Genomic DNA, 8,707 nt, shown 5'->3' with positions numbered 1-8,707 from the left:
ACGGCCCTGGGAAAAGCAGGGCAGTAGAAGATGGAGGAGTGAAACGACGACAGATTCACTGCATCGCTTTCTTCCGAACGTAAGATTTACCGAGCTGCGAAGCAGAGAAGGAAAATCCACAGTGAGGAAGCAAGTAGGGCAACCGAAGAGGTCTTAGAGCTAAGCGACGCAGCCGAACCATATGAGTGCTTCCGAACGTAAGATTTACCGAGCTGCGAAGCAGTGAAGGAAAATCCACAGTGAGGATTGATAGGAAGCCGCTGATTGCTTAAAGGCACACCTGAGGGTGTGTCTTTTTTTGTATATGGCTTCCTATCCTCCCAGGGGACCTGGTAAGCAGGGCAAGTTAAAGGTAATAAGAATTAAACGACGACAGATTCACTGCATCGCTTAGTTCATTATTTTTTAATTATATTATCAATTAATTGATAATATAATTAATGAAGGTCTAATTATAAATTTTAATAATTACTATTTATTACATATTCTATTCATGCATAGAATTATCACTTTTTTATATAGATCCCTATCTAGACTAGTAGATACGTGGTTTATAGCTATCTTTCTGATATTTAATAATATACCAAAATGTACCAAAAATTACTCGTTTTGATTATATTTCATATCACTTTCACTATGTTTTCACGAACTATCTATATACTAGCTATAGTTGATTGAGATCAACTAAGGAAATGGAGGTCTACTACTAATAACTTTTACCTGTCCCTTTTACAAATAATACAAACAACACAAAACAATACAACACATAAAACAACACTTAAATACACAACAATACTCTCCCTGTGTATAAACAAAACAATACATATACAAAACTCTCTAATTATATATACCATCTCCCGTATATATAAAGGTAAAAGTTAGGTAGACATAAGAGCCCTTGAAAGAGGGCTCTTTTCCTTTAATATTTCCTATTATTTATTGATTAATAAGCCTATATTTCTTGACATAGTATGTAATATTTGTTAAACTAATCAAGTATCAAGCAAAGCTTGATGAACATAGGGGTATAGCTCAATTGGTAGAGTAGCGGTCTCCAAAACCGTTGGTTGTGGGTTCAAGTCCTACTGCCCCTGCCAAATTTTGGATGGCGGTCTTCGGACCGCATGTCCATAAAATTACTCAAAAAATATTAAAAAATGCTTGCGTAGCCGCAATCATTATGTTAATATAAGTGAGTACCTTGTACATGACTCAGTAGCTCAGCTGGATAGAGCGTTTGACTACGAATCAAAAGGCCAGGGGTTCGAATCCCTTCTGGGTCACCAAATTAAAGCATCACAGTAATGTGGTGCTTTTTTTTTGCTTTTTATATGTATATAAAGGACCCTACATATTTATGTAGGGTCCTTTTATGAGTTAATAATCTTTATTTAATAAACTAAGTTTTATTATTTCGCATGTGGCTGATCTGATTCAGCTACTACGTTAACGACAATTTCTTGATCTGCAGAAATAAGATTCATAATGATGGGGATTGGCTGTTCGATGGCTTCAGCTATAGCCTTAATTTGTCGCATTGCAACAGGATGAGGTGTTGTTCCATCGCTTTGAAATAATTCTTCCAATTGAGTGATTTCTGCTTGACTTAGATTCGATTTGTTTGCGAATTCTTCGATCGTCATATTATGTTGCTCGCGATAGCTTTTAATGATTTCACCGATATACATACTCGCCTCCACTTGAATTATATTAATACATTTTTATTTTATGTGAAAGTTCGATAAAACTCAAGTTAGATTGAAATGATACTTCATATTATTGATACATAATGGTTTTATATTATAAGATAAACATACAATGATACTGATATATATGGAAATGAAAAGAGGTTTGCTATGAAGACGAATAGAAAACAACTTTTAATTGTTTATATATGTTTAGCATTAGGGGCTTGGAGTGCTAGCGCTGGCATCAGTTTTAGTCAATCAAATAGAGATACGAATCAAACGCGTCGAGATAATACGATAATACAGCATAAGTCTGAAAAAACTGTTGACGATTCTGACCAAGGCAGTCCTGTTATTGCATCGTATTACAAAGATGGCAAAAAAAAGAAGAAAAAGAGTACTGCTGCTGATGAGACTAAGCTTTCAGAGAAACAAAAAGCAACTAAAGAATTGAATGAACATTCTTGGGTAGAAGAAGCGGGAAAACATCCCTTACCGTATGCGGTTGTGGAAGGGAACGCGGTCAGTGAAGAAGAGTTAGCCCACTGGTGGAAGGTTTTTAATGATCCCGTATTGGATCAATTAATTGATTTGACCCTCAAAAATAATCGGCAGTTAGAGGTAGCTCGCTCTCGAGTTAGACAAGGGCGGTTACAGTTGGGTATTGCTGAAGCACAGCGATTACCTTGGCTAGATGCTTCCGGTTCATGGTCGGCTAATAGAGGTCAGGGTGAGTGGGATTCAGACCGAGAAGCGATAAAGAATTTACCTATATCTGATAAGATGACGAGAAATGTAGAAACCGGTAAATTGGGAATTGATGCGCGATGGGAAATTGATATATTCGGAAGACAAAAAGCAAAATCACGTGCTGCATCGAATTCGTTACAAGCATCACAGGCGGATTTATATTCCACCTGGGTATCTTTGAGCGCGGAAACCGCATTACAGTATATGTCGTTAAGAACTTTACAGGAGCAATTGCGCATAACAGAAGATGATGTGAAGCGTCAACAGGAAGCGTTGGAACTGATTAAGATAAATAATCAGTCTGGTATTATTAATGAATTACCTGTGCAACAGGCTACATATGCATTATCTCAGACTCAAGCGGAGATTCCTTCATTAAAGAAAAATATAGCTTCCACAATGGCTGCTCTTTCTATATTGACAGGAACAGTTCCAGGCGAGATTGACGGGTTATTGATGGAAAATACTTCATTACCTACGGTGAATCCACACATATTTATCGGCATACCGGCGGAAGCTTTACGACAACGGCCTGATATTCAGGCGGCGGAACGACGTATTGCGGCGCAACAACAGAAAACCAAGGCTGCAAAGGCTGATCTTAAACCTAGATTTTCACTAAATGGCAGTATAGGCTTGGAGTCGTTTTCATCGGGAGGTCTTATTTCGGCTATCGGTAAAATGATAGGAATAGGACCATCTATCACTATGCCTATTTTCAATGCCGGTGCTATTCGTAAGAATATAAAAGTACAAACGGAAAAGGAACAGGAATACTTGGCACTTTACGAAGAGACTGTTTTGAAAGCTGTAGGAGAGGTCCGAAATGCGGTAACGGATGCATCTCAGGATCATATTAAGTCTGAGGAATTGAAATCTGCTGTAGAATCTGCACAGCAAGCGGAATCTTTGGCGCAAACCAATTTTGACTCCGGTCTTAGCGATTACTTAAGTGTTCTTGATGCACAAAGAAATGTATTGTCTGCAAGGCGGCAATATATCATGAGTCGGGGGCAAGAGTTTGCTGATACCGTTCGTTTATTCAAATCCTTAGGCGGTGGTTGGGAAGCCATGGACATGGATCAGGAGGCAGAGGCGGACTCGCATGCTAAGAAATAGTGTGAGAAACGGGGAATGATTATGAAAGAGAAACTTGATGTCCTTAAAGGGTGGATGGCGAATAATAGAAAAAAGTGCGCAGGTATAATGATTGCCTTTCTAATAATTTTGGGTGGAGTAAGTTATTATGCTTATAATCAATACGAAGCGTACATTGCCTCTCATCATATTGTGTTGCAAGGCAATGTGAATCTGCGTGAAGTTAATGTTGCATTTCGGGGAAGTGACCGGATTGCCAGCCTTTTGGTGGATGAAGGTGCGGTGGTGAGCCAAGGGCAGATTTTAGGGTATTTACATTCTGATGAATTGAATCTTACTGTACAGCAGGCTAAGGCTACCATTGCAGCACAGGACGCTATAGTGGCCAAGTTGCAGGCCGGCAGTAGACCAGAAGAAATCGCTCAAGCATCGGCACGAGTTACATCTGCAGAAGCTGCGTTAGCTCAATCGAAACAGGAAGCAGAGAAGTTACAAAAATCCTATAATGCTTCAAATGGTAAGGCCGTTAGTCGACAGTCTGTAGATGATATACAGGCGAAGGTGAAAGTATCGGAAGCCAAATTAAACGAGGCTCAGCAAGCATACAATTTAGCTGTCGCAGGGCCAAGACAGGAAGATATAGCACAGGCCCAAGCCCAATTGGATGCGATGAAAAGCGAACTGGCCCGTCAGGAGTTCTTGTTGAACCAATCTGTATTAACGTCCCCGATAGACGGTGTTATAACGGCCCGATTATTACAGGTCGGTGATATGGCTTCACCGAATACACCTGTATTTAAATTGGCTGAGAATACTAAGAAATGGGTACGTGTATATGTGAACGAACGGGATTTAGGAAAAATTTATAACGGTATGGATGCGAATGTGACGACGGATACCAATAAGAATGAACCGATTCACGGTACAATCGGATATATATCCTCCGTAGCGGAATTTACACCTAAATCGGTAGAAACGAAGGATGTGCGTACTACACTTGTATATGAAGTGCGGGTATATGTAGATGATCCTGATAATCGTCTCCGTTTAGGAATGCCTGCCACTGTTTCCATTGATATATAGAGGTGTGCGGTGAATGATGTATATGCAATCGAAGCGTCACAATTATATAAAGAATTTCCCCTTGTCGGAGATGATCCTATAATAGCATTGGACCATTTGGATTTTAAAATTCGAAAAGGCTGTTTAACTGCGTTGGTCGGTCCAGATGGTGCGGGAAAAACGACTTTGATTCGTTTGATAGCTGGTTTATTGGATGCCACGGCTGGTTCTTTAGAGGTCCTCGGAATGGATGTGAAAGCACATTCACAGGCAGTTCAAGATAGACTCAGTTATATGCCTCAGAAATTTGGGCTTTATGAGGAATTATCCGTCAGTGAAAACATGAATCTCTATGCAGATTTACACGGTATTCCTTTGCATGTGAGAACGAAGCGGTTTGAAAAATTACTGCATATGACAGGGCTAGCCAAATTTACTAAGCGTCAAGCCGGTAAATTGTCAGGCGGTATGAAGCAAAAGCTTAGCCTAGCTTGTACATTGGTTCGTTCTCCGGAGCTATTACTGCTCGATGAGCCTACCGTAGGGGTCGATCCATTTTCAAGGCGGGAGTTATGGGAGATCTTAGAGTCGCTGGTATGTACAGATGGAATTAGCGTACTTGTTAGCACTGCATACTTAGATGAGGCGGAGCGTTGTAAAGATGTTTTCGTCCTCAATAAGGGGCGCTTTTTAGCAACCGGGACACCGCATGAGTTGACTCAAATATCTGAGGAACGATGCTTTCAGGTAAAGATTCCGAAGTCATTGAGCATGCGAAATGTACAGGCCGCATTGATGGATGACAGGAAATGCGTGGCGGATGCAGTTCCAGAGGCCGGTGCTGTGAGGTACATAAAAACAAAAGAAATGCTTTCGATTCCATGGCTTAATGAGTATGGTATGGAGGAAGAACCAGTTCAGAGCCGTTTGGAAGATACCTTTATGATGTTGTTAAAAGAGGATGAAATTGCCTCAAAACAAGGGGCTAAGCCTTTAGATAGTATCGATATGGATTTAGATGAAAGTGCGATAGAGAAAGAACGAAAGCATTTGTTGGCCCCCAATGAAATGGTTGAGCGTCCAGTAGAAATTTCCGTATCTCATTTGGTGAGGACATTCGGTGATTTTACGGCGGTGGCTAATACATCATTTACGGTGCAGCGCGGAGAAGTATTCGGGTTACTCGGACCAAACGGAGCAGGGAAGACGACGACATTTCGTATGTTGTGTGGATTATTGCCTGTAACGAGCGGGGATTTGCGCGTGGCCGGCATTGATGTCGTTAAATCCCGTACGGCGGCAAGAAGCAATTTCGGATATGTAGCGCAAAAGTTTTCTTTGTACGGTAATCTGTCTGTTATGGAAAACTTGAATTTTTTTGCCGGTGTGTACGGCCTTCACGGACAGAAGAAGCTTGATCGTATAGAAGCCGTTATCAGTGAGTTTCGTCTGAATGACGTGAGAGATATGATAGCCGGTGATTTGCCTGGTGGTTATAAACAGCGCTTGTCCATGGCGGCTGCCTTAATGCATGAGCCTAAAATTCTTTTTTTGGATGAGCCCACAAGTGGTATTGATCCTCTTACACGGCGTAATTTCTGGCGACAGATTACTTCTTTATCAAAGCGAGGAACAACGATTATTATTACGACTCATTTTATGGATGAATCGGAATATTGTGACCGTATTATGATTCAGGATGCAGGGAAACTCGTTGTACTGGGAACACCTGATGAAGTTAGACGGATTGCCGGCGATGAGAATTGTACTATGGATGAAGCGTTTATCTCCGTCATACTAAAAAAACGGGAACAGGAGGATAACGTATGAACGGATTTATAAGACGGTTTTCCTCATTGGTATACAAGGAGACCTTACAAGTATTGCGCGACCCTAGCACTATTTTGTTGGGTGTTGTGCTACCTATACTACTTATCATCCTCATCGGCTCAGGGGTTACTTTGGATGTTAAACACGTGCCGATAGCAGTGGTTATGGAACGGCAAGATTCTATGACCCAGAGTGTGTATGACTCCTTATACGGCTCTGAGTACTTTCAACCTATAGCGGTTCGCGATAGAAAAACGGCGGAATTATTAATGGAAAAACGAAAGGTAGATGCCATATTGGTGATTCCACAGGACTTTTCTGATCAAATTATGCGTGGACAAGGGAAAGTGCAGGGAATTTACTACGGTGTCGATACTTCGGTAGCGATGAGCATAGAAAGTTATGTAAACTCAGCTATTAATTTATGGGCCGTTAAGAATATTCCGTTTATGCTACGTGGTGGATATATAACAATGAACCATCGCATGTGGTTTAATGAAGCAAATACAAGTACCTGGTTTTTGATTCCTGGGCTCATCATGATTATCATGACGATTGTATCCGTCTTTCTTACGGCGGTTGTTATGGCTAGAGAATGGGAACGTGGTACTTTTGAGGCTTTATTCGTTACACCAGTTAAGCCTATTGAAATTATTTTGGCTAAGGTAGTGCCTTATTATGTATTGGCCATGTTGGGGCTGTTGTTTTGCCTCGGTGTTTCGTATTTCTTTTATGAAGTACCTATGCGTGGTTCCTTATGGATCATCTGCATCGTGTCCACATTGTATTTGATTGTTTCCTTAAATATGGGACTACTTATATCTGCGTTTACGAAGAAACAGTTCTTAGCTTGTCAAATGGCGTTACTTACCAGTTTTTTACCGGCGTTGATATTGACGGGGTTTTTATTTGATCCACATTCACAACCTGTGGTGATTCAATATATTTCACGGCTTTTACCTCCTACATATTTTTTAGAATTACTGAAATCATTGTTCCTAGGTGGAAATAACTGGTATTTGATTATTAAAAATAGTGCCGTATTATCGGGTTTTGCTATTTGCTTTACAATATTGACAATTTATATTACGCGGAAGAAGGTGGAATAATGAATTGGCGCCTGTATTGGAATCAAATTGTCTCCATCATATGGAAAGAGCTATTAGCCACCTTTAAAGATCCGAAAACTCGTATAATCTTACTGTTACCGGTTATTATTCAAGGGTTCCTCTTCGGTTACGCCGCAACCTATAATCTCAACAAGGTTCCCTATGTATTGATTGATGAAAGTCATACGCAGACCGCAGCTGCATTAGAATCGACTATTAATTCATCCGGTGTTTTTGAACTGTATCAATCTGCGAACTCTCCGGATATAATCGCACCACTAATAGACTCCAACAAGGTTATTATGGCGGTTATCATACCTCAGGATTTTGAAGAAAACTTAAAGCATAAACAACCTACATCTATTACTGTTATTGTAAATGGAACGAATACAATGACTTCAGGTCTTGTTGCAGCCTATATGGGGCAAATCATTTCTCAATTCAATCAGACTTGGTTAGGTGTTGATCATAAGGGAATCACGATTGAATCTCGTACCTGGTACAATGAAAATCAGCAGTCTTCCTGGACTTTCTTGACAGGTCTCGTTATATTGATCAGTATGACACAAGTTATCATGTTGGGGGGCTTATCTGTGGCGAGAGAACGAGAGCAGGGGACCTTTGATCAATTATTGGTGACGCCCGTATCATCTATGCAAATTTTGATTGCAAAGTCTATACCCCCTATGATAATAGGACTGTTTCAAAGTACTGTATTGTTATTAATAGCCATGTTTTGGTTTAAAGTTCCATTTCGGGGCAACATATTTCTTGTGTATGCCGTGTTGTTTACGTTTATAAGTAGTAGCATTGGATTGGGGTTATCTATTTCGGCTATTGCAAAAAATATGCAGCAAGTTCTCGTATATGTTTTTGTTTTTCTTTTTCCACTAGCATTATTGTCCGGATTAATCACACCTGTACATAACATGCCAAAAATATTGCAATATCTTACATATGGAAATCCTATGCGGTTTTCTGTTGATGCAATGCGCAGGATTTATTTAGAAGGTGCAGGATTGACGGATATTTGGTTTAATTTTATTCCTATGATTATCCTAATCATTATAAGCATGTCTATAGCAGGATGGCTATTTAGAAATCGCGTTGGATAAAGCTAATGATTAGATCGTTAAACTTTTTATATTTTGTTATAACAATACGGCAGAC

Annotated in this window: 6 protein-coding genes, 2 tRNA genes and 1 pseudogene; 8 read left to right on the top strand and 1 reads right to left on the bottom strand. The window is 40.1% G+C overall.

Annotated features, from left to right (window positions below):
* Nucleotides 1-1,021 precede the first annotated feature (1,021 nt).
* Nucleotides 1,022-1,097, top strand: a tRNA-Trp gene (locus HMPREF0873_RS03905).
* Between the two features lie 112 nt (nt 1,098-1,209).
* Nucleotides 1,210-1,286: transfer RNA gene (locus tag HMPREF0873_RS03900), tRNA-Arg, on the top strand.
* Between the two features lie 123 nt (nt 1,287-1,409).
* On the opposite strand, the gene HMPREF0873_RS03895 is transcribed toward HMPREF0873_RS03900, so the two are convergent.
* A complete protein-coding gene (locus HMPREF0873_RS03895; protein WP_038125512.1) occupies nt 1,410-1,688 on the bottom strand; it encodes a helix-turn-helix domain-containing protein in 279 nt (92 codons plus the stop codon).
* A 168-nt stretch (nt 1,689-1,856) separates the two neighbouring features.
* Here HMPREF0873_RS03895 and HMPREF0873_RS03890 point away from each other — a divergent pair, with 168 nt between their 5' ends.
* The 6 genes and pseudogenes from HMPREF0873_RS03890 to HMPREF0873_RS03870 all read left to right on the top strand — a co-directional run bounded on the left by HMPREF0873_RS03890 (nt 1,857) and on the right by HMPREF0873_RS03870 (nt 8,652).
* Nucleotides 1,857-3,557 carry an efflux transporter outer membrane subunit gene (locus HMPREF0873_RS03890; protein WP_038125511.1) on the top strand — a complete coding sequence of 567 codons (1,701 nt, stop codon included), beginning with the start codon at nt 1,857-1,859 and terminating at the stop codon, nt 3,555-3,557.
* A gap of 54 nt (nt 3,558-3,611) precedes the next feature.
* Nucleotides 3,612-4,619, top strand: a complete 1,008-nt coding sequence (locus HMPREF0873_RS03885; protein WP_232191998.1) for an efflux RND transporter periplasmic adaptor subunit — start codon at nt 3,612-3,614, stop codon at nt 4,617-4,619.
* Between the two features lie 111 nt (nt 4,620-4,730).
* Nucleotides 4,731-5,216: pseudogene (locus HMPREF0873_RS10125) on the top strand (ABC transporter ATP-binding protein); the annotation flags it as partial.
* A gap of 153 nt (nt 5,217-5,369) precedes the next feature.
* Nucleotides 5,370-6,428, top strand: coding sequence for an ABC transporter ATP-binding protein (locus HMPREF0873_RS10120; protein WP_369759120.1), 1,059 nt, complete (start codon nt 5,370-5,372; stop codon nt 6,426-6,428).
* A complete protein-coding gene (locus HMPREF0873_RS03875; protein ID WP_008714446.1) occupies nt 6,425-7,537 on the top strand; it encodes an ABC transporter permease in 1,113 nt (370 codons plus the stop codon). Before HMPREF0873_RS10120 ends, HMPREF0873_RS03875 begins: the two co-directional genes overlap by 4 nt.
* Nucleotides 7,537-8,652 (top strand): ABC transporter permease, encoded by a 1,116-nt coding sequence (locus tag HMPREF0873_RS03870; protein ID WP_008714445.1) that lies wholly within the window; start codon nt 7,537-7,539, stop codon nt 8,650-8,652. The genes HMPREF0873_RS03875 and HMPREF0873_RS03870 overlap by 1 nt, the downstream gene beginning before the upstream one ends.
* Nucleotides 8,653-8,707 lie beyond the last annotated feature (55 nt).

This window comes from Veillonella sp. 3_1_44 (assembly GCF_000163715.1).
GTDB lineage: Bacteria > Bacillota > Negativicutes > Veillonellales > Veillonellaceae > Veillonella > Veillonella parvula_A.
This window is presented reverse-complemented; position numbering and strand designations above follow the sequence as displayed.

Coding starts and splice junctions, on each gene's coding strand:
- HMPREF0873_RS03885 (WP_232191998.1), top strand. CDS start 3,612: ATGGCGAATAATAGAAAAAAGTGCGCAGGTATAATGATTGCCTTTCTA.
- HMPREF0873_RS03870 (WP_008714445.1), top strand. CDS start 7,537: ATGAATTGGCGCCTGTATTGGAATCAAATTGTCTCCATCATATGGAAA.
- HMPREF0873_RS03895 (WP_038125512.1), bottom strand. CDS start 1,688: ATGTATATCGGTGAAATCATTAAAAGCTATCGCGAGCAACATAATATG.
- HMPREF0873_RS10120 (WP_369759120.1), top strand. CDS start 5,370: ATGCGAAATGTACAGGCCGCATTGATGGATGACAGGAAATGCGTGGCG.
- HMPREF0873_RS03875 (WP_008714446.1), top strand. CDS start 6,425: ATGAACGGATTTATAAGACGGTTTTCCTCATTGGTATACAAGGAGACC.
- HMPREF0873_RS03890 (WP_038125511.1), top strand. CDS start 1,857: ATGAAGACGAATAGAAAACAACTTTTAATTGTTTATATATGTTTAGCA.